Origin of the sequence: Micromonospora sp. NBRC 110009 (assembly GCF_030518795.1) — a bacterium.
Classification (GTDB): Bacteria; Actinomycetota; Actinomycetes; order Mycobacteriales; family Micromonosporaceae; genus Micromonospora.
Window position 1 is genome coordinate 4,869,481 of record NZ_CP130427.1, and the last position, 19,451, is coordinate 4,888,931.

16 protein-coding genes are annotated in these 19,451 nt (G+C 73.0%); 6 read left to right on the forward strand and 10 right to left on the reverse strand.

Going from position 1 to position 19,451, the window contains the following annotated elements; translation table 11 throughout:
• Positions 1-74: 74 nt before the first annotated feature.
• Entirely contained in the window at positions 75-773 is a 699-nt protein-coding gene (locus tag Q2K19_RS23070) for a TMEM175 family protein (RefSeq protein ID WP_302763637.1), read from the reverse strand.
• Between the two features lie 194 nt (positions 774-967).
• Here Q2K19_RS23070 and Q2K19_RS23075 point away from each other — a divergent pair, with 194 nt between their 5' ends.
• Positions 968-2,812 carry a glycoside hydrolase family 15 protein gene (locus tag Q2K19_RS23075; RefSeq protein WP_302763639.1) on the forward strand — a complete coding sequence of 615 codons (1,845 nt, stop codon included), beginning with the start codon at positions 968-970 and terminating at the stop codon, positions 2,810-2,812.
• Between the two features lie 67 nt (positions 2,813-2,879).
• Here Q2K19_RS23075 and Q2K19_RS23080 read toward each other — a convergent pair whose 3' ends face one another.
• On the reverse strand, positions 2,880-3,254 hold the full coding sequence (locus tag Q2K19_RS23080) for a Rossmann-fold NAD(P)-binding domain-containing protein (protein WP_302763641.1): 375 nt from the start codon (positions 3,252-3,254) through the stop codon (positions 2,880-2,882).
• Between the two features lie 353 nt (positions 3,255-3,607).
• Here Q2K19_RS23080 and Q2K19_RS23085 point away from each other — a divergent pair, with 353 nt between their 5' ends.
• From Q2K19_RS23085 to Q2K19_RS23095, 3 genes are all read left to right on the forward strand, one after another.
• Entirely contained in the window at positions 3,608-4,480 is an 873-nt protein-coding gene (locus tag Q2K19_RS23085) for an alpha/beta fold hydrolase (protein WP_302763642.1), read from the forward strand.
• Between the two features lie 120 nt (positions 4,481-4,600).
• Complete coding sequence (locus Q2K19_RS23090; RefSeq protein WP_302763644.1) at positions 4,601-5,365, forward strand: MBL fold metallo-hydrolase; 765 nt, start codon at positions 4,601-4,603, stop codon at positions 5,363-5,365.
• The gene (locus tag Q2K19_RS23095; RefSeq protein ID WP_302763646.1) at positions 5,362-5,943 is read left to right on the forward strand and encodes a DedA family protein; all 582 of its coding nucleotides are present in this window, start codon (positions 5,362-5,364) and stop codon (positions 5,941-5,943) included. The genes Q2K19_RS23090 and Q2K19_RS23095 overlap by 4 nt, the downstream gene beginning before the upstream one ends.
• A gap of 24 nt (positions 5,944-5,967) precedes the next feature.
• Here the strand turns inward: Q2K19_RS23095 and Q2K19_RS23100 are convergent, their stop codons facing one another.
• Entirely contained in the window at positions 5,968-8,274 is a 2,307-nt protein-coding gene (locus Q2K19_RS23100; RefSeq protein ID WP_302772715.1) for a phage holin family protein, read from the reverse strand.
• Positions 8,275-8,410: 136 nt separating this feature from the next.
• The gene (locus tag Q2K19_RS23105; protein WP_302763648.1) at positions 8,411-8,998 is read right to left on the reverse strand and encodes a cysteine hydrolase family protein; all 588 of its coding nucleotides are present in this window, start codon (positions 8,996-8,998) and stop codon (positions 8,411-8,413) included.
• 248 nt (positions 8,999-9,246) lie between these two features.
• Here Q2K19_RS23105 and helR point away from each other — a divergent pair, with 248 nt between their 5' ends.
• Positions 9,247-11,391: an RNA polymerase recycling motor ATPase HelR gene (gene helR / locus Q2K19_RS23110; protein ID WP_302772716.1), complete on the forward strand. Its 2,145-nt coding sequence runs from the start codon at positions 9,247-9,249 to the stop codon at positions 11,389-11,391.
• A 146-nt stretch (positions 11,392-11,537) separates the two neighbouring features.
• Positions 11,538-12,278, forward strand: a complete 741-nt coding sequence (locus tag Q2K19_RS23115) for a hypothetical protein (RefSeq protein ID WP_302763650.1) — start codon at positions 11,538-11,540, stop codon at positions 12,276-12,278.
• Between the two features lie 198 nt (positions 12,279-12,476).
• On the opposite strand, the gene Q2K19_RS23120 is transcribed toward Q2K19_RS23115, so the two are convergent.
• The 6 genes from Q2K19_RS23120 to Q2K19_RS23145 form a co-directional block, all read right to left on the reverse strand.
• Positions 12,477-12,920, reverse strand: coding sequence for an ATP-binding protein (locus tag Q2K19_RS23120; RefSeq protein ID WP_302763652.1), 444 nt, complete (start codon positions 12,918-12,920; stop codon positions 12,477-12,479).
• A 224-nt stretch (positions 12,921-13,144) separates the two neighbouring features.
• Entirely contained in the window at positions 13,145-14,779 is a 1,635-nt protein-coding gene (locus tag Q2K19_RS23125) for a PP2C family protein-serine/threonine phosphatase (RefSeq protein WP_302763654.1), read from the reverse strand.
• A gap of 82 nt (positions 14,780-14,861) precedes the next feature.
• The gene (locus Q2K19_RS23130; RefSeq protein ID WP_302763655.1) at positions 14,862-16,181 is read right to left on the reverse strand and encodes a cytochrome P450; all 1,320 of its coding nucleotides are present in this window, start codon (positions 16,179-16,181) and stop codon (positions 14,862-14,864) included.
• Entirely contained in the window at positions 16,178-16,933 is a 756-nt protein-coding gene (locus tag Q2K19_RS23135; protein WP_302763656.1) for an alpha/beta fold hydrolase, read from the reverse strand. The genes Q2K19_RS23130 and Q2K19_RS23135 overlap by 4 nt, the downstream gene beginning before the upstream one ends.
• A 174-nt stretch (positions 16,934-17,107) precedes the next feature.
• Entirely contained in the window at positions 17,108-17,935 is an 828-nt protein-coding gene (locus Q2K19_RS23140) for a DUF72 domain-containing protein (RefSeq protein WP_302772717.1), read from the reverse strand.
• Between the two features lie 209 nt (positions 17,936-18,144).
• A complete protein-coding gene (locus tag Q2K19_RS23145; RefSeq protein WP_302763657.1) occupies positions 18,145-19,377 on the reverse strand; it encodes a hypothetical protein in 1,233 nt (410 codons plus the stop codon).
• Positions 19,378-19,451: the final 74 nt, after the last annotated feature.

Consider the following 19,451-nt stretch of genomic DNA (forward strand, 5'->3'; position numbering starts at 1 on the left):
CATCGAGTCTCGGGCAACGCGAGAGTCAAGCACCTGCCGCATCTGCCCGCACCGCATGTGTGACCCGGACAGGTCTACACCGCCGCGCGCCCTGGACGCCGCCGCGCCGCGTCGGCCAGACGCCCCACCCGGGCGACGAAGGGAATGACCGCCCAGCACGCGTACGCCCAGTGCGTCACGAAGGCCAACGGGATGGACACCGCGAACGCGCCCGCCGCGACCGACAGCATGCGGTAGCCGTTGGCGAACAGCGATCGCGGCGTGCCCGCCCGGGCCAGCCCGTGCCGGTCCATCTCCAGCACTGCCAGCAGGAAGGAGAGAGACGCGAGCGCCTGGGTCGCCGCGTAGAGGGTGAACCGTGCGGCGAACGCCCCGTCGCCGACGATGACCCTGGTGACGAACGGCGTCAGGACGATCATGAGCAGCCACAGCATGTTCCAGCGGACCAGCCGCCCGCTCAGCCTGGCTACGTGACCGAACGTGCGGTGGTGCAGGAACCAGTGGCCCCCGATCACCGCGAAGCTGATGAGGAATGCCACGTATTCGTTGAGGTTGCGAGCCAGATCGCGCCACAGTTCGGTGTCTGTCTGGCCGACCGGGACGGGCAGCTCCAACGCCAACAACGTGATAGCGATGGCGACCACCGCGTCCGAGAAGAAGACCAGCCGCTCGGGGTTGACAATCTCCAGTTCGGATCTCGCCGGGCGGCCGGTCTGCGTCGCCGCGCCGGCCCGTGACCCCTCGGGGATGACCGTGTCGTCTTCCACCCGCATCCCGGAAGTAGAACACGTGGGGTCCGCGCGGCGGGTGCCGGTCTGGCCCTCGCCCAACGCCCGGCGTCCGGCCGAATCGCCGAACCGATGATCACCGCGCCGGAGCCGGTACGGCGGGCCGCGATGCCAGGCCGGGAGAAGGGCCTGAGCGGGACGTGGCGGTGTCACTCGGTTCCGCTCGGGTAGTCCGTTCCATGGGGCGCGGACGGATCGCGGAGCACGGCTTCCTGGCCGATGGTCGGAGCGCGGTGCTGGTGGACCGCGCCGGGTCGGTGAACTGGTGGTGTCCCGCGCGGTTCGACGCTCCGTCGGTGTTCGCCCGCCTGCTTGATGATGACGCCGGGCACTGGGTGATCCGGCCCGAGGGTAGGTTCAGCACCGAACGTGCCTACCTGACCGATACGCTCGTGCTTCGTACCGTCTTCAGCACCCCCACCGGCAGCGTGGCGGTGCTCGACGCGCTGGCCCTGGCACCGGGCGCGCGGGGCCATGAGGTCGGTCTGCACTCGCCGAGGGTGCTGGCCCGGGTGGTGCGGGGCCTCTCCGGCGAGGTCCCGCTGCGGGTGCACTACCGGCCACGGTTCGAGTACGGCCGGATGGTCCCCCAGTTGGTGCAGCAGGACGAGGCGGTCGTCGCCAGTGCCGCGTCGGCCCGACTGGATCTGCGGGCGACCGTCCCACTGGAGTGTGCGGTCGGGGAGGCGTTCGGGTCGTTCGCGGTACGGGCCGGCGAGACGCGTCACTTCACCCTGGGGTACGCGCCGGCTTACGACGCCGGCCCGCCGACGGTGCTCGACGCCGAGCAGGTGATCGACAACGCCGTCGCAGGCTGGCGCTCTTGGATGGGCCTGCACGACTACCGTGGCCGCTATCGGGAGCAGGTGCGACGCAGCGCACTGGTGGTGCAGGGCATGACCTACCGGCCCAGCGGGGCGGTGGTGGCCGCCCCGACGATGTCCCTGCCCGAGGAGTTGGGCGGCGAACGTAACTACGACTACCGCTACGCCTGGGTACGCGACTTCAGCTTCACCCTGGAGGCGCTCTGGCGCGTGACCTGCACCGACGAGCTCAACCTGCACGTCGGGTGGTTGACCCGGTCGATGGGCGAGAACGAGGGCATCGTCCCGATCATGTACGGGGTGGAGGGGGAACGGGACCTCACCGAACATCACCTCGACCACCTGGCCGGCTTCGCCGGCAGCCGCCCGGTGCTGCTGGGCAACGACGCCTGGCGACAACGGCAGAACGACGTGCACGGTGAGCCGCTCAGCGCCGCCTGGCTGATGCGTGAGCATCTCGACCCGATGCCGCCGGACATCTGCCGACTGCTGCGCGGGATGGCCGAGCGGGCCGCGCGGGACTGGCACCTGCCGGACGCCGGGATGTGGGAGGCGCGCGACGCCGAACGCCATTACGTGTCATCGAAGGTGCAGTGCTGGACGGCGTTGGACCGAGCCGTCCGCTTCGGGTCCCGGCTGGGCGACGAGGCGGACCTCGCCAGGTGGGCAGTGGCTCGGGACGAGGTGCGACGAGCCGTGCTGACTCGGGGCTGGAGCGACCGGCTGGGGGCCTTCACCGCAGCGTTCGACACCGACGAGCTGGATGCGTCGGTGCTGATGATGCCGTTGGTCGGCTTCCTTCCCGCCGACGAGCCGAGAATGCGTTCCACCATCCGGATGGTCGAGGAGAGGCTGTCCCACGACGGCCTGCTGCGCCGCTGGGCCGGCGACCCCGCCGGCTTCGTGATCTGCTCCTTCTGGATGGTCAGCTGCCTGGCGCTGGCTGGCGAGCGCGACCGGGCCGGCCAGCTCTTCGAGCGGCTCGCCGCCCGGGTCAACGACCTGGGCCTGTTCGCGGAGCAGATCGACCCGTACAGCGGGGAAGCCCTGGGCAACTTTCCTCAGGCGTTCTCGCACATCGGCCTCATCAACGCCGCCGGAGACCTCACTGACCTGGACGCCGGGAGCCACGAGCTTCCGCCGGCACCGGGGCGACGCATCCCCGCTCACCAGGAGGGCCGGCCGGCGGGCGATCACTGACCGGGCGGGAACTCGATGATCACAATAATCGAGTTCCCGCCGCCACCCGGTCACTCGGGCCGGTGCGCTACTTGCCGGACCCGGTCCGGCCCAGCCAGTCGGCGTACTTGATCTCCCCGAGCACCGCCCCGTCGGCCGGTACCAGGCTCTGTTCGCCCAACTCGCTGCCGAAGTAGCGCGCGTGTGGGTCCGTGACCACCTCACGCGGGTCGCCCAACGCAGCCAGGGCGTTCCGGAAGAACTCGTCCATCCGGAGCCGCTCAGGCCCGGCGACCTCGACCCGTCCGTTCACCGGCGACGCCACCGACACGCGGGCGAGCGCCTGGGCCACCTCGTCGCCGGCCATGGGCTGGAAGAGCACCGGCGCCATCCGGACCGTGCCACCGTCCGCGGCGGAGTCGGCGATGCCCGGGACGAACTCGAAGAACTGCGTCGCGTGCACGATCGAGGAGCACGCCTACGGCCCGGCGCCGGAAAGGAAGGTCGGGCAGGCGACGCTGGTGAAAGGGTGCAGGCGCCGGGCCGGCTGCCCGCAGCACGAGCACGCCACGGCACCGGCGTCAGCATGCTGTTTCGGCCGGCCGGCCGGCCTGCGCGTCGCGACCGCGGGTCGAGCCGATCTCCAACGCGCTGCGCGTGATCGTGGCGGCGGACGAGGTCTCCATTCCCGCCTTCACCACGATCCGGGTCGATGAGCAGGTGCCGGAGGCGTAACGTTCCAGACGTTGCCAGGCTTGGTGCCGGCGCGTGGGCGCAGGTCCGGTGAGTTTCCCGACCGGAGGGGTCAACCTTGTCATGACGAACACGCACAGGCTGGCGACCGCCGAGGCCGACATCGTCTACGACGTACACGGCCCGCTGCCCACGGCCGACGGACGCCCGCCGCTGTTCATGATCGGCCAGCCGATGGACGCACGCGGCTTCGCCACGTTGGCGTCGCATTTCCCCGACCGCACCGTGGTCACCTACGACCCACGCGGTCTTGGCCGCAGCAGCCGCAGGGACCGCCGGGTCGACAACGCGCCCACGGTCCAGGCCGCCGATGTGCACGCCGTCATCGAGGCGCTGGGCGTCGGACCGGTCGAGATGTTCGCCAGCAGTGGCGGCGCGGTGACCGCGCTGGCGCTGGTGGCGGCCTTTCCCCACGACGTGACCACCCTGGTGGCCCACGAGCCACCACTCATTCCGGTGCTGCCCGATGCCCAGGCTGCCGAGCTCGCCCGCGGCGGCGTTCGCGACGCGTACGAGGCCAAGGGGTCGAATGCCGGCATGGCGGCCTTCATCGCCATGACGTCGTGGCGAGGCGAGTTCACCGAGGACTACTTCGCCCAGCCCGCGCCGGATCCGGGCCAGTTCGGGATGCCGAGCCAGGACGACGGCTCCCGTGACGATCCGCTGCTGTCGGACCGGTCCTGGGCGGTCAGCAGCTACCGCCCCGACCTGGACGCGCTGGCCGCGGCGCCGACGCGCATCGTGATCGCGGTGGGCGAGGAGTCCGCGGGCATCTTCACCGGACGCAGCGCGGCGGCCATCGCCGAACTGCTCGGCCAGCAGCCGAGCGTGTTCCCCAGCCACCACGGCGGCTTCCTCGGTGGCGAGTTCGGATACCCCGGCCAGCCGGAGGCCTTCGCGCGCAAGCTGCGCGAGGTCCTCGACGGCGACAACTGAGGCGCGGTGCTGGCCGCGCAGCGCAGCTGAAGGCTGCCGAACGGGCCCAGCAGCGGTCAGTTCCCGCAACGTGACCGCCGGCCCGGTTACGGTGGCAGGCGTGACAGAGGTGGGGTGGGTGTGGTCCAGCTGACCTGGTGCGGGCACAGCACCGTGTGGATCGAGGACTCGGGGACCCGGCTGCTGACCGATCCGCTGCTGCGGGACCGGCTCGCCCATCTGCGTCGTCGTCGTGGGCCCACCCCGCACCTACCGTCCACCCCGGACGCCATACTCGTGTCGCACCTGCACGCCGACCACCTGGACTTCGCCTCGCTGCGCCGGCTGCCCGAGGACACCGCGATGGTGGTTCCGGCGGGCGCCGCACGGCTGGTCCGGCGGTCGCTGGGCGCGGCCGCCGCCGGGCGCTGCGAGGAGGTTGCGGTCGGCGACCGGATCACGATCGGCGGCCTCAGCGTCGCCGCCGTCCCCGCCGCGCACCATGCCGGTCGGGGGCTGTGGTCCCGGCACCGCGCTCCGGCCCTCGGCTACCTGATCGAAGGCCGCGCGCGGACCTGGTTCGCCGGGGACACCGGCCTCTTCGACGAGATGGCCGACCTGAAGCCGCTCGATCTCGCGCTCATCCCGGTCGGCGGGTGGGGACCGACCCTCGGCCCCGGCCACCTCGATCCCGTGGCGGCCGCCGAAGCGGTACGGCGCGCGGCGGCGAACTGGGCCGTACCCATTCACTTCGGTACCTTCTGGCCGGTCGGATGTGACCGAATCCGGCCGGACCGGTTCTTCCGGCCGGGCGACGACTTCGCTCGGCAGGTGGAAATGGTGTCGCCGGGCACCCGGGTGCGCGTGCTGCAGCCGGGAGAGTCCTTCACGGTGTGCCCGCCGTGACGGCCTTGCTCGGCGCCTTGGGCTCGCTGGTCCTCGTGGTGCTGTTCGGCTCGGTGGTCCCGGTGGTGCCGACCGGCGCGGCGGTCAGCGGTGCGGCAGCGCTCGCCGCCCACCAGCATCCGATCACCGTGGTCCTGGTCGTGATCGCCGGCGCCATCGGCGCGTACGTCGGCGACCTCGCGACGTACGGCATGCTCGGCTGGGGTGGCGAGCGGGTCGCCCGGCGGCTACCCGGCCTGCGCGGCCGGCCGCGGGTCGGCCCGGTCTCGGCCCGCGTGCGCGAGGGACATGTCTCGACGCTTCTGGTGTCCCGGCTCATCCCGGGCGGCCGGGTCCCGGTGCTGCTGGCCGCAGCCGTGGCGGGGCTGGCCTGGCGGCGCTTCGCGGTCGCCAACGCGCCGGCGAGCCTGCTGTGGTCGGTGCTCTACGCCTCGATCGGGGTCCTGGGGCGGGCGGTTTTTCCGGAGCCGTGGCAGGGCGTTGTCGCCGCGATCCTGCTCGTCGTGCTGGTCACCCAGGGACTGAGGTGGCTGAGCCGGCGCCGGAGGCTGCCGGATGGTCCGCCGGCGACCCCGTAGTCCGGCCGGCGTCGTCGCCCGGGGCTACGCGACCGTCCCATGGGGGCGGTCGTGGTCCGGCTCGTTGTCCGCCCGGCCGTCCGGCGCGCCGGCATGGTCGTCGGTCCGCCGTAGACCGAGCCGCCGCATCCAGCTGAGCAACTGCCGGTGTACGTCCTCCGGGCCGACCAGTTCGCCCTCCTGCGGCCAGTCGGCAGGATGGATGAGCAGGGCCTCCGTCTGCCAGCCGCCGAGCCCGCCGTGGCAACCCACCAACTCCTCAAAGGCGGCGACCTCCTCGAGGCCCGGCTCCACGGCGCTGATCACGACGAGGTCCCCGACGTGGTCCATCGCCTGGTGGCGGAGCAGGTCCTGGCGCGCCCGGGAGCCGTACGGCACCAGCGGGTCGTCGCCGTCGACGTGGCCGTCCCGCAGCCGGTGACAGCCCCGGGCCCCGATCGCCAGCGGCCCGGCGGCGGAGTCCACCACCACCAGCCCGATGCCGGGGTGCGCGGCCAAGCCGTCGATCAGCTTCGGGACGACGGCATCGATCCGCTCGCGGGTCAGCCGTCCCGGATGCCGGGGCAGGTAGATCATCGCCAGGTTGCCGGACGCGACCACCACGGTCTCCGGATCGGCGCGGGTGGCCGCCTCCTCCCGGTCGGCCGGCCCCACGCTGACCTCGCCGCCATCGGTGCGCGACCGCAGCGCCAGCCGAGCCGCCGTGCCGGTCGCCCCGCTCCGGCCACGGACCTCGGTCAGCAACGTGCTCATCCGGCTCCACTCCTCGACGGGATCGGCGGCCTCGGCGATCCCGCCGCGCTGAGCCAGGTCGGCGGGCGTCGGCCGGCCGTGGGGCGCGACCTCGCGCACCGGCTGAGCGGCATACCGCGCGATCACCTCCGCGAGCGACTCGCCGTACCGCTGGCGGAAGGTGGCGCCCTGACTCTGCCCGTGGTCGCTCAGCACCACGAGGTGGTAGCGCCGCGTCGCCTCGGCCGCCAGACGCTGCAGGATGCCGAGCGTCTGATCGAGCGCCTCGAGGACCGCCATCGCCTGCGGGCGGGCCGGACCGGCATGGTGGGCCACCTCGTCGTAGTCCAGGAAGTCGCAGAAGATGACGGGTGTCCCGCTGGCCATCTGCTCGGCGACGAGCGACACGTTCAGGTCGCTGAGCAGGCTCGCCATCGGGCGCAGCGCCAGGTACGAGCCGCGGCGTCGGCCACGGGGCTGGATGTCGCGCAGCCGCTGCCGCCGCGCCTCGTACAGCTCGCGCAGCACCTGCCCGGCCCCGCGCACCACGGCGCGCGCGAAACCGTACGGGCTGGCCATGAACACCGCGTAGCCCCGGGTGGACCGTCCGGGCAGCCCCGCGCGGCTCACCGTGAGCAGGCTGGTCGGGGCGTCGCCGGAGAAGGCGGTGCTGATGCTGACGCCCCCGTCCCGCAGCAGACCCTGTCCGGTGGACAGCCGCCGCTCGATCTCGGCGGCGTCGCGGGGCCGGCTGGTCACCACCAGGCGGCCGGTGGAGCGGGTCCCGTTGTCGTTGGCGGTGGACTTCTCGTACCAGCGATAGGCCGGCACCCGCAGGACGTCGCCGTACAGCAGGCCCGCCTGCGCGGCGGGCGTGGTGGCCGGAAGGCCGGTGTGCCAGCGGGTCATCCGGTGGCTGCCCGAGCGCAGCCACCGGCCGACGGTGGGCAGGTTGCCGGCGCGGATGGCCCACCACACCAGCGGCGCGGCCACCCCGTCGAGCTGGACGACGAGCAGGCCGTCGGCTGGCTGGCCGGCGGGACCCGCCACCGTGGCGCCGCCTCGCCGTCGTCGTTGCCGCCACGCGGGGCGCCGCTCCCGCCGTCGCCGCACCCGGGTCATCACCCACAGCATCTCGCTGACGAACGCGTCGTCCGTGCCGGCGTCGGCGAGCCAGTTCACGACCGCCGCGAGCGCGACGGCGAGCCAGGCGGCGGCGAAGGCGTCGGCGAACCCCGCCACGTCCGCTTCCGGATCGAGGCGCAACGCGACGTACATGACGACGGCCTGCACGGACACGCCGATGATGAGGGCGCCGAGCCCGCCGAGCGCCGTGGCAAGGGCGAACAGCAGCGGCCGCAGCACCGCGCCGATCGCGGCAATCAGGCCGACCAGCCACAGCGTCGCCAGCAACCCGCTGGCGGTGACCCCCGGCAGCAGCCACAGCGTCGTGCTGAGCACCAGGAACGAGGTGACCATGCTGCGCAGCAGGGCCCGGACCCGGGCGACCGTCGGCCGGTAGTCGCGCAGCACCCCCAGGCCGACCCGCACCGGCTGGGGCAGCGTCCGCTGCTCCCCGGCATCGGCGTCCGGCTCCATTCGGCTCACAATGCCACACCCCGACTGGTCCGCCCCGACCTCCGCGACCCCGGCGCGGCCGGTCGTGTCGGCGAGTCACGGAGCAGGTCGGCGACGCCTCACCACACGCCGCCCAGCCTGGACCCCCGCCGGTGGGTCAACCCTCGACCGCGGTCAGCGCCGGCTCCAGGTCGGCGACGGTGGCGATGGTGGCCTGGACGGGAAAGATCCGATCGACGAGGAACGCGTGCACCTCCGGGTCGGGATCCGCGCACCCGTCGGCGAGCACCACCACCCGGTAGTCGCGATCGGCGGCGTCCCGCACCGTCGACAGCACCACGCCGCTCGTGCTGAACCCGGCCAGCACGAGCGTGTCGACCCCGCGCTCCCGTAGTTGCTCGCCCAGGTCCGTGGTGGAGAACGCGCCCACCCGGGACTTGCGCACCACCACGTCGCCCGCCACCGGCGCGAGGTGGCCGTGCACCTGCATTCCCGGGGCGTCGGCGTGGAGGGCGGGCCCCAGCTGCCGCGCCATCGCGGCGAAACGACTGTGCGCGGGCACCCGCTCGTAGTCCTCGTCGGCGAACCCGACCCGCACGTAGCCGACGTGGCCGCTGTGGCGACGCACCACGTCGAGGGCGGTCCGGACGCGCTCCAGTTGAGCGGCCGGGTCGGGGATCCGGCCGGCGAGGAGCGGCAGCGCGCCGTCGTTTCGCGAGAAGGTTGCCCATCGACAGTGGGCCATGAAGGGAAAGGAGCATACCTGCTCCCTGCCACTTTCAACATATAGCGCACCCGGGGGCTTGCGGCAAGACCCGGGTCGTGCCGCAGAATCACCGGCCGTGGCCAAGGACCTGCGGAAATGGGAGCCGCGAGCCAGAGAAGCTGCAAACCCTGACGGCCTGAACCGGCAACGGCCACGGGGGTCCCCGCCAGGCGGAACTCGCTCGCTCGTGGCAAGCGGCCCAGATCGGAGCTGATGACGTGAACTCGCTGAACACCAGCGCGTTTGACCTTCCCGACCACCTCTCTCCCAAGGCCGACCCGAGGCTGATCGCCGGCGACGAGCAGCACTTCGCGGCCATCGCGGCGAGCCTCGACCGGACGATCGCCGACCTGTCCGACCGCCTCGATACCGAGCGCAAGGCACCCGGCGGCATCGGCCAGGCGGCGATGGACCGGGACCAGGAGATCCACCGGCTGACCGCTCGCCTGCGAGCCCTGCGTCGCTTCGGCCTGGACCTGTGCCTCGGGCACATCGTCAGCGCGGACCACCCCGAGCCCGTGTACATCGGACGACTCGGCCTCACGGACAGCACGGGGCGTCGGCTGCTGCTCGACTGGCGCTCCCCGGCCGCCGAGCCGTTCTTCGGCGCGACCCACGCCAACCCGATGGGCCTGGCGAGCCGCCGCAGGTATCGCTGGACCCGCGGCCGGGTCAGCGACTACTGGGACGAGGTGTTCACCTCGGACGGGTTCGAGGGGCACGCGGCGCTCGATGACCAGTCCGCCTTCATCGCCAGCCTCGGCGGTAGCCGGTCTGCCCGGATGCGGGATGTGCTCGGCACCATCCAGGCAGACCAGGACGCCATCATCCGGGCGGGATCCAGCGGCGCTCTCGTCGTCGACGGCGGTCCGGGCACGGGGAAGACCGTGGTTGCGCTGCACCGCACCGCCTACCTCCTCTACTCCGACCCGCGCCTCGGGCACCGCCGGGGCGGCGTGCTGTTCGTCGGTCCGCACGAGCCCTACCTGGCGTACGTCGCCGACGTCCTGCCCAGCCTCGGCGAGGAGGGCGTGCAGACCTGCACGCTGCGGGACCTCCTTCCCGAGGGCGCCGCGGCAACCGCCGAGGCCGACCCGGACGTGGCCACCCTGAAGTCGTCCGCCGACCTGGTGAAGGCGATCGAGGCGGCCGTCAGGTTCTACGAGGAGCCGCCCGCCAAGGGGATGACGGTCACGGCCGGCGAGTCCGACCTCTGGCTGAGCGCCGACGACTGGGCCGACGCGTTCCAGGCAGCGGGACCGGGCACCCCGCACAACGAGGCGCGGGACCAGATCTGGGAGGAACTGCTCACGATCCTGATGGACAAGTACGACGGCGATGAGCCGGAGGACCTGGTCCGCAGGTCGCTGCTGCGGAACAGGGAGCTGCTCACGACCGTCAACCGCGCCTGGCCGCTGCTCGACGCGGCCGACCTCGTCGGAGACCTGTGGTCGGTGCCCGCCTATCTGCGGAAGTGCGCTCCCTGGCTCAGCCCCGACGAGGTCCGGAAGCTGCAGCGCGGCGATGTCCAGGCCTGGACGGCGTCCGACCTGCCGCTCCTGGACGCGGCACGGCAGCGACTCGGCGACCCGGAGGCGTCACGGCGTCAGCGTCAACACAGGGGCGCTGTCGCCGTCGAACGCGAGCGCATGACCAGGGTCGTGGACGACCTGATCGAGGCCGCCGACGACGAGTACGGGGTTGGCCTGGTGACGATGCTTCGTGGCGAGGACTTCCAGGACGCCCTGGTCGACGAGGCTGCACTGCCCGACACCGATCCGGACCGGCTTGCCGGCCCGTTCGCACACATCGTCGTGGACGAGGCTCAGGAGCTGACCGACGCGGAGTGGCAGATGCTGCTGCTCCGCTGCCCGTCCCGCAGCTTCACCATCGTCGGGGACCGCGCCCAGGCCCGGCACGGGTTCACGGAGTCGTGGCAGGAACGGCTGGAGCGGATCGGGCTCGACCGGATCAACCTGGCCTCGCTGAGCATCAACTACCGGACGCCGAAGGAGGTCATGGCGGAAGCCGAGCCGGTCATCCGGGCCGTGCTCCCGGACGCCAACGTGCCGGCCTCCATCCGCGGCGGAGACGTCCCGGTCGCACACGGCTCCGTTTCGGAGCTGGCCTCGATCCTCGACACCTGGCTCGCCACGCACGCCGAAGGGGTCGCCTGCGTCATCGGCGATCCCACGTTCCGCGGGACGTCCCGCGTCCGGTCGCTGACCCCGGAGCTGTCGAAGGGGCTCGAGTTCGACCTGGTCGTCCTCGTCGACCCCGAGGATTTCGGCGCAGGCATCGAAGGAGCGGTCGACCGCTATGTCGCGATGACCCGAGCGACCCAGCAACTCGTCATCCTCACCAGCTCCTGACGTTGGCCGGGACGTGTCGGAGCGCGGGTGCCACGGCGGTTCCCGCGCGCCTCGTTCCTCTGTCGGCCTTCTGCCAGTACGCCGAGCCGCGTGCTGCCCAGAGCTATGGTCAGCTGCCCAACTCTGACCAGGTGAGGATTGCCGTGGTGACAGCTCTCGCAGCGACGACCCGAGACCGCTGGCAGGCGTCGGCCGAGGAGGCCGCGCGCCGGCTGGCGGGTATGACGACCGCCGGCGCGCTGCTCGGCGTGGTTGTCGGCGGGGTGGGCGGCCGGCTCGCGATGCTGCTGCTGGCGCGACTCAACCCGCACCTGACCGGTCTGACGAGCGACGACGGCTTCACCATGGGGCAGTTCACCGTGGCCAACACGCTGCAGCTGCTCGGCACCGGGCTGCAGTTCGGCCTGCTCGGCGTCGCCGTCTACGCCGTCCTGCGGGCGTTGATGATCGGCCCGCGCTGGTTCCAGGTCCTCACCATCGGGGGCGGACCGGCCATCGTGGTCGGCGCGGTGATCGTCCACCCCGACGGTCTCGACTTCACCCTGCTCGGCTCGCCGTGGCTCGGCATCGCGCTGTTCATGGCGATCCCCGGGGTGTACGCCGCGCTGCTCACCGTCCTCGCCGAACGGTGGATCTGCCCCGAAGGATGGTTCGGGCGGGCCCCGTTGGCCCCGGCCCTGCTGCCGCTGGCGCTCTGGCTTCCCCTGGCTCCGGTCCTCCCTGTCCTGGGATTGCTCTGGCTGGCGCGTCAGGCGGTCTGGCGGCTGCCGGCCGGCGCTGCCGTGCTGGCTCACCCGTCCCTGCCGTGGATCGCGAGGCTGGGCCTGATCGCGATCTTCGTCGTCGCTGTGGTGGACCTCGTCCGGGACGCGAGCGCGTTGATGTAGTCCGCGCGGCGGCCGGGGGAGGGACCGGCCCGGCAGGAGGCGGCCGGCGTCGCGTAGTCGATCACGGTTCTCCGGTGGGGTCCGGCCGACAGGTGGTGCGCAGGACGTAGGGCATGATGCCGCCGTGCCGGTAGTAGCTGGCTTCCCGTGCGGTGTCCTGCGCACGAACGTCGGCCCGATGGCCCGCCGGACGGCAGGCTATCGCGACAGCCTGATGGTCACGGTGGCGGTCATGCCGTCGGGGCGATGGCTGAGGCTCAGTGAGTCGGCCAGCTGGTCCGCCAGCCAGAGGCCCCGGCCACCGGTCACGTCTCCGTCGGACAGCTGGATCGGCGGCGCGTGGGCAGCCGTACCGTGATCGACGACATCGCAGCGCAGGACGTCGCCCTGTCTCCGGAGGTGCAGGTGGCCCGCCCCGCCGCCGTGGCGCACGGCGTTGGTGACCAGCTCGTGGACGGCCAGGACGAAGTCTTCGGCCGTCTCGCCGGTCAGACCTGCGGCGGCGACGTGTGCGGCGACGGCATGCCGCAGCTCGGTGACGGTGGCGGCGGTGAACTGCTGGGAGAGAAACGACCGCCGTTCACCGCGCGCGTGTCCGGCCCCCGTCCAGCTGATCTCGGCCGGCGGCCCGAAACCGCCCATGAAAAAGAGGCTACCTGCATTCCGAATATCCGCCAGCGGGGACCGGCGACCCAGGAACGCCCGGTCGGGTCGGCCGCCACCAGCCGGACAGCAGGGCCATGAGGAGGAGAACCCGCACGCGGAGGCGGTAACGACGCGGCACCGCCGCCGGCGGGTCATCTCCGGCGACCGAGCGCCCGGCCGGTCCGGCCGCGACCCGGCCCCCGATCCGCGCTGCGCGGCCGCTACCTCGTGAGGCCGGCGGGCTTCGGCGGTATCCGCAGCACGAGCAGGGCGATGTCGTCGTCGGTGGTGGCGGCGTAGCGGTCGAGCAGATGATCGCAGAGCTGCTCCGCGGTCAACCCGTGCCGGCCGGTGAGGCTGCGCGTCAGGTCCGCCAACCCCTCGTCGATGATCTCGTCGCGTCGGTCGATCAGGCCGTCGGTGTACAGCACGACGGCGCAGCCGGGAGTGAGGGTGACGCGGTGGTCGCTGCGCACGGCGCCGGGTTGGACGCCCAGCAGCATCTCCGGCGGCGTGTGCAGCAGGGTCGCGGTTCCGTCGGGAGTGATGAGGACCGGTGGCAGGTGCCCGGCGTTGGACCACACCAGGGTGCGTGCGTCGGCTCGGGCCTGCTGCGCGGCCTGCTCCAACCGGCCCAGGACGGCGGTCGCCAGGGCGTCCATGCCCAGGCCCCGCATCGTCGCTTCCAGGCTCTCCAGCATGGCGGCCGGCGGCTTCTGCAGGGCGTACGCGACTCCGCGCAACAGGTTGCGGATCTGCGCCATGGCCGCGGCGGCCTGCTGGTCGTGGCCCGCGACGTCGCCGACGACCAGGGTGAGCCCGCCGTCGGGTTGGGGAAAGGAGTCGTACCAGTCACCGCCGATGCGGGCCTGTTCGGCTGCCGGCTGGTAGCGCACGGCCACCTCCAGGTGGTCCGGCTGCGCGGGCGGGGTCAGCAGGCTGCGTTGCAGCCGCTCAGACAGGTCCCGTTCCAGGCCGGCGACCCGCCGTTCGGCCTGGCGCGTCTGGGCCCGCTGCAGCGCTTGCGCCACCGTCGCGCCGACCAGCCGCACGAATCCGACGTAGCCGTCGTCCACGGGCAGGTGCTGGCTCAGCCGGGCCACCAGGACCGTCTCCGCGGACGGTGTCAGGCCCGGCAGGCGCACCCGCATCACGGGGATGTCCGCCGGGCTCTCCAGCACGAAGTCCCCGTTGCAGGAGATCGTCGAGCGCACCGCGGGCAGCGGCGGCGTACCGGCGTCCGTGGCCGGGTCGGTGACGAGGATGTCGACCTCCGGCAGGTCCTGCGGATCGGTGCGCAGCATCGCCGCCGCCTGGTCGAGGATCTCCGCCGGGTCGTCGAGGCCGCTGAGCGCGTCGCTGAGCCCGGCCAGCATGATCAGCCGCCGCTGCGACAGCACCCGTCCCGTCGTCTCCGTCGCGATGTCGATCACGCCCTCCACCCCGTCGGGGCCTCGGACGGCGGAGTAGGAGAACGTGAAGAAGCATTCCTCCGGGTAGCCGCGCCGGTCCATCAGCAGCCGCATGTCCTGCGTCCAGGTTGCGCGCTGGGTCGACCGCACGGACTCGAGCATCGGCCCGATGACGTCCCAGATCTCCCGGAACACGTGCGCGGCGGGTGCACCGAGCGAGGCCGGATGCTTGTCCCCGATCAACTCGACGTAGGCCTCGTTGTAGATCATCACGAATTCCGGGCCCCAGAAGAGCGTCACCGGGAACCGGGTGTGCAGGGCGACGTCGACGGCGGCGCGCAGCATCGGGCTCCAGCCGGACGGCGCACCCAACGGGGTCGCCGCCCAGTCCACGCTCCGGTACGCCGACCGCAGCGTCCCGGCCGCCTCGAACAGTTGATCCACCGACCGACCATAGCCCCAGCCGCCGGGCACCCGGGCGGCGCTCCGGCCGGCCTGACCGGCCGGGAAGGCGAACTCAGCCCGGTCAGCGGCGCCGCCAGTGGATCGGCAGGCGCTTCACCCCGCGCTGGAAGTTCGAGCGCAGGTATTCGGGTGGCCCCGCGTAGCTGATCCGGGCGGTGCGCGCGAGCAGCTCCCCGAAGAGCGCCCGGAGCTGGCACCGGGCCAGGTGCGCGCCGAGGCAGAAGTGCGGTCCGTGACCGAAGACCAGGTGCGGGTTCGGGTGGCGGGTGAGATCGAGCCGGTCGGGGTCGGCGAAGACGCGTTCGTCGCGGTTGGCCGAGGCGAACGAGACCACCACCTTGTCCCCGGCCCGTACCGGGACGCCGGCTATCGCGGCGTCCACCGTGGCGGTGCGCCGGAACAGCATCACCGGTGTCCACCAGCGGAGCAGTTCGTCGACGGCGGTGTCGAACAGGGCCGGGTCGCGGCGCAGCCGGTCCAGCTCCGCCGGGTGCTCCAGCAGGGCGATCATCGCGCCGGGCAGGCCGTTGCGGATCGTCTCGTTGCCGGCCACAGCGAACAGCCAGAACATGTTCTCGAACTCGTCAACCGAGAGCCGGTCGTCGCCCTGCTGGGCCAGGAGGATGGACATCACGTCCGAACCCGGGCGGCGGCGCTTCGACTCGGCCAGCAGGTGGGCGTACGTGTAGAGGTCGGCCATGCCGGCCCGGGTGCGGGGGTCCGGCATCCTGCCGTCGGCGTCCGGTGCCGGCCGGTGCCGCAGGGCCTCCCGGGCGGCCTCGGTGCCGGCCCGCGCGTCGAACGCCGCCGACCCGGCGTAGTCCGGGTCCTGGAAGCCGATCACCCGGTTCGACCAGTCGTACAGCAGCCAGCGGTCCGGCTCCGGCAACCCCAGCACGTCCGCGAGCGTGAGTAGCGGCAGGTCGGCGGCGAGGTCCCCGGCGAAGTCGCAGGTGCCCTCGTCCGCGTCGCCCAGCGCGCGCTCGACGAGCGCCGCCGCGTTCGCGCGGATCGACGCCTCCAGCGCGGCGACCGCGCGCGGGGTGAATGACCGGGCGACCGGCCGGCGGAGCCGGCCGTGGTCCGGCGGGTCCATCTTGAGCATCATCCGCCGCACGTAGCCGAGGTCCTCGGGGGTGGCCGGGTCGCGGATCTGGGTGGCGCCGAGCCAGGACGAGAAGAGCTGTGGCTGCTTCAGCACCTCCGTCACGTCGGCGTGCCGGAGCACCAGCCAGAAGCCCGGCCCGCCGGGCAGCCCGAGCAGCGGCGGTTCCTCGACCCACACCACCGGGCCGGCGGCGCGCAGCGCGGCGAGCAGGCGGTACGGGACGCCGTCGACGTAGCTGCGGGGGTCGACCAGGGGCGCCGGATCGACCGTCACTGCCCGAGAAACTCCTCGACCACCGCGGCCAGGCGTACCGGCGTCTCGTACATCGCGTAGTGCCCCGCGTTGGCGAGCACCTCCAGCCGGGCGTTGGGGTAGTGCCGCATCCAGGTCTCGCGCATCGTGTCGGCGCCCAACGCCGGGTCGTGCTCGCCCACCACGGCGAGCGCCGGGACCGGGTTGCCCTTCACCTCGTCGGTGAAGTCGGTACGCGCCCAGGCGGTGAGGTACGCGCCGAACGCCTCGGGCGTGGAGTGCTTGACGGAGAAGCTGACCATCTGGTCCAGCCAGTGGTCGGACAGCCGGTTGCCGGTGGTGAGGTCGATGATGGTGCGGCGGTTGTCCGGGTTGGCGGCGGCACCGTCGAACAGCGCCCAGCTCTGCAGGTCGAAGGGCACCCCGCCGGCGGGCACCGGGCTGATGCCGACGAGGCGTTCCACCCGACCGGGGGCGTCGGCGAGTACCCGCTGGGCGGCGCTGCCGCCCATCGAGTGCCCCACCACCGAGAACGTGTCCCAGCCGAGGGCGTCGGCGAGCTCCAGGGCGTCGCGGGAGATCTCGGCGATGGTGTGGTCGCCGGCGACCCCGGTGCGTGCGCCGTACCCTCGGTAGTCCAGGAACGCCCAGGTGAAGCCTTCAGGATCGATCAGGTCCGGCAGCCAGCCCCAGCCCTGCGCCGACCCGAACCAGCCGTGCAGGGCCAGCACCTTGCGCGGGCCGTGACCGACGCTGATGTGGCTGATCGTCATGACGGCGACCCCTCTCGCTGTCGTGGCGCGGCGCCCGACGTGACGCCGACAAAGTGGACGCAGGCGATGTGGAAGCGACCGTAGCCCGCGCACCGACCGAACGGAATAGCACGCCCGGACGCGCCGGGCCGACGCCGGGCGGCGGCGGCGCGCCGCACGGCCGGTCCGCTTCGGTCAGAAGAGTGTCGACGGCCCGACCGGCGCCGGCTCGGGCAGCGGCTCGACCTCCGGCAGTCGGGCCCGCACCTGGTCGTGAAACCGCCGGGCGAGCTCGGGCGCGTCGGCGTTGTCCGGGGTGTGCACGAACACGGTCGGGGAGCCGCCCTCCCGCAGCCAGCCGGTCACCACGTCGAGCCATGGTTGCCAGCCCTCGACGGTGCGGGCGGGGTCGTCCCGGCCGAGGTACCGGACGACGGGCCGGTCGGTCAGCGCGTGCGTGCGCAGCGGGGTACGCGGCTTTCTGGTCCACGCCTCCCGTTCCGCCTCGCTGGTCGGCGGGGTGCGGAAGAAGGCGGTGGTGTCGAAGGGGATCCACTCCGCGCCGCCCGCGACGAGCGTCTCCTCCAGCGCCCGCACCGCCCGGGGGTCGTCGAAGAAGGCGGGGTGGCGGACCTCCACGGCGTACCGGTGGGCGGTGGGCAGCCGGCGTAGGAAGCGGGCGAGCACGGGCACGTCGGTGGGGCCGAACGAGCCCGGGAGCTGGATCCAGAGGGCGTGGGCCCGGGGGCCGAGCGGTTCGATCGCGTCCAGGAAGAGGCGCAGCTCCTCGTCGCCGCCGGTGAGCCGGTGCACGTGCGTGACGACCTTCGGCAGCTTCAGCACGAACCGGAAGTCGGGGCCGGTCTGCCGCGCCCACGACGCCACCGTCTCCCGGGTGGGGGTGGCGTAGAACGTGGTGTTTCCCTCGACCGCGGTGCACCAGCCGGCGTAGGCGCGCAGCCGCTCGTGGGCCGGCAGCGGGTGCGCCAGGAAGCGTCCCTGCCAGGGCCGGTGCGTCCACATCGCGCATCCCACGTGCAGGCGCATCCGATCCTCCCACCGCTCGACCGCCCGGCACGGAACGACCCGCGCCGGGCGTACCGTATCCCTTCGGGACGGCCGGTCCCGGACGCGGCCGCCGGGCCTCGTCCGCGTTCGGGCGACGGTGAGCGGTCGCCGCCCGTAGCGAGAGCGCCAGCCCTGGTGCCGCCGTTGCCGGCAACGGCGACTACCTAGGCCGGCGGCGCAGGATCGTCACCTGTCGGACACCGCAGCGGCGGCCGGTGGGACCGCAGACAGGCCGCCGGCGCCGGCGGATCGGTGGCGGGCGCCGACTCGGTCGGGGTGGGTGCGCTGCTCGGGGTGGGTGTGCTGCTCGGGGACTCGCTCGTGGCCGGCGGTGTCCCGGTCGACTGCCCGGTCGGGGTCGTCCGCGCGGATGGAGGGGTCGCGGCGGCCGGTGCGGCGGATCCGGGGCGCTCCGCCACCGTCGCGCGCAGCACCAGCCCGTCCGGGTCGGAAGCGCCGCCGGTGGAGCGCGTCGCCGTGCCGACCGTCGGCGACGGGACCGCGCCGCCGCCCGTCGGGCTGCTGGCGGGCGCGCTCGGGAACGGGCGGCCGATCGCGTCCCGGCCGTCGGCGCCGGCGGCGGGTCCGCTCGCCCGCGGCGCCGCCCGGTGCGGCCCGCCGGCCGGCGCGTTCACGGTGCTCGCGGCGAGGGTGCCGAGCGTCACCGCGACCGCGACGGCGGCCGCGGCGGCCAGGCGTTCCGGGCGCAGCAGGGGCGCCGGGGCGTCCGCGGCCGTCACCGGGTGCGGGGGCGCCGGCCGGGCGCCGTAATGGGCCGCCAGCAGGGCGTCGACCTGCGCGGCGAGGACGGCCCGATGCCCGGTGGCGGTGGCGAAGGCGAGGGTGAGGTAGAAGCGGAAGTTCACCGCCGCACCGGCCGGCACCCGCAACCCGGCCGGCCGGCGGCCGTCCCCGGAGTGCAGCAGCGTGACCGGCACCTCGGGGTGGTGGCCCGGCCCCCGTACGTCGGCGTGTCGCCACTCGCGCCGGCCGGTGCGGCCGGCGAAGGCGACCCGCAGGTTGGTCACGACCGCCATGCCGGAGTCGACGACCCGGAGGCCGGTCGGCAGCGGCCGCCCGGGCGCGTGGACGGGCGCCGTCACGGCGGTCAGGGCGGGCGCAGGCAGCCCGGTGAGGTGCCGGGCCTCCGCCTCGACCAGATCGGCGTCCGGCATGACCCGGTAGACGACCTCGTCGTCGGCTAGGTCCACCGGCAGGCCGGTGCGGGGCTGCCTGCAGCCCAGGAACCCGGCGGCCTCGATCCGCAGTCTGAGCAGCCGCTCCTCGTCGCGGCGCCAGACCTCGACCTCGGCCTCGTACGCCGCCTGCCGGCGGTCGTTCTCGCGTTGCGCCCACCCGAATTGCCAGCGGGAGTGGCCGACCGCAACGCCCGTCACGATGGCTGACCGTTTCGCTGTCACGTCACGTACAACGGCGACTGCGGTCGGTGGACACGGCGAAGATGAAGAGC